The 1,163-nt window shown below is 69.3% G+C and carries 1 protein-coding gene; it reads left to right on the top strand.

Translation table 11 applies throughout. The features are described from left to right. Positions 1-272 precede the first annotated feature (272 nt). On the top strand, positions 273-1,124 hold the full coding sequence (locus BXY45_RS22790; protein ID WP_109776819.1) for a transposase family protein: 852 nt from the start codon (positions 273-275) through the stop codon (positions 1,122-1,124). Positions 1,125-1,163: the final 39 nt, after the last annotated feature.

The following is a 1,163-nucleotide window of genomic DNA, read 5'->3' as shown; positions in this document are numbered from 1 at the left end:
TGAGCCTTTGCCACTAGCGCGTCGGCGGTGACGCTGCGTGACCTTGGGTTGCGAGTCGAGGGTGGGACCCCGAAGGATGGATCGGTCCGCTCAAAGATCGACTCTTCCCCCGGAGTCCCACCGTGCTCGATCGTGCCATCTCCACCTCGACCCGCAACGACAACGAGGCCACCCAGGTCCCTTCTCTGCTGCAAGCGGTCGCTGCCGCCGTCGACAACCCCGACCGTGACCAGGCCCGCAGCGGCGTCGACGCCGAGGTCGACACCCGCCCGGTGACCTACACCGCGGTGCTGCCACTGTCACGCCCCACCGTCCAGGCGATCGCTGCTCACCTGCGCGACCACCGTGCTCATCTGGGCACCCGCACCGGACGCCGAGCGCTGGGCTGCTTTGCCCAGGCGGTGATGTTCGCCCGCTGGCTGCTGGACCAGACTCGCATCGTCCAGCTCGCCGTCGACAACGCCATCAGCCTGCGCACGGCCTACCGCTACGTCCACGAGGTCCTGGACGTCCTGGGCCAGAAGGCCCCCGACCTGCGCCGCGCGCTGCAGGCCGCCCGCGAGGCCGGGCACGAGCACGTCGCCATCGACGGCACCCTCATCGAAACGGACCGCTGCTCGATCCCCGGCCCGACCAGCCGCAAGAAGCGCAACGGCGAGCAGAGCAGCCGCAAGGTCGATCTGTGGTGGAGCGGGAAGCACCACTGCCACGGCGGGAACATCCAGGTCATCACCGCACCCGACGGGTGGCCGATCTGGACCTCCCCGGTACGCCCGGGCCGTGAGCACGACGTCACCTGCGTCCGCACCCACGAGGGCCTCCTTCAAGCCCTGGCTGACTTCACCGACGCCGACCACCAGGTGCTGGCCGACCTCGGCTACGAAGGGGAGAGCGGCACGCTGGTGTGTGCCACCAAGGCTCCCTGCGACGGGTCGGGTCTGCCCGAGGACGTGCGGGAGGCGAACAAGGCCCACAACGCCCGCCGAGCCCCAGCCGAGCGGGGCAACGCACTGCTGAAGTACTTCAAGGGCCTGCGCCGGGTGAGCCTGTGCCCCACCCGCATCAGCACCATCGTCGCCGCAGCGCTGGTGGTGCTGCACCTGGAGTACCACCGCACCGTGTGACGCAGCGTCACCACTCAAAGTCCTAGTGGCAAAGGCTCA

The organism is Quadrisphaera granulorum (assembly GCF_003149145.1).
GTDB lineage: Bacteria > Actinomycetota > Actinomycetes > Actinomycetales > Quadrisphaeraceae > Quadrisphaera > Quadrisphaera granulorum.
Note: the sequence above shows the minus strand (reverse complement) of the source record. Positions and strands in the feature narration are given on the sequence as shown.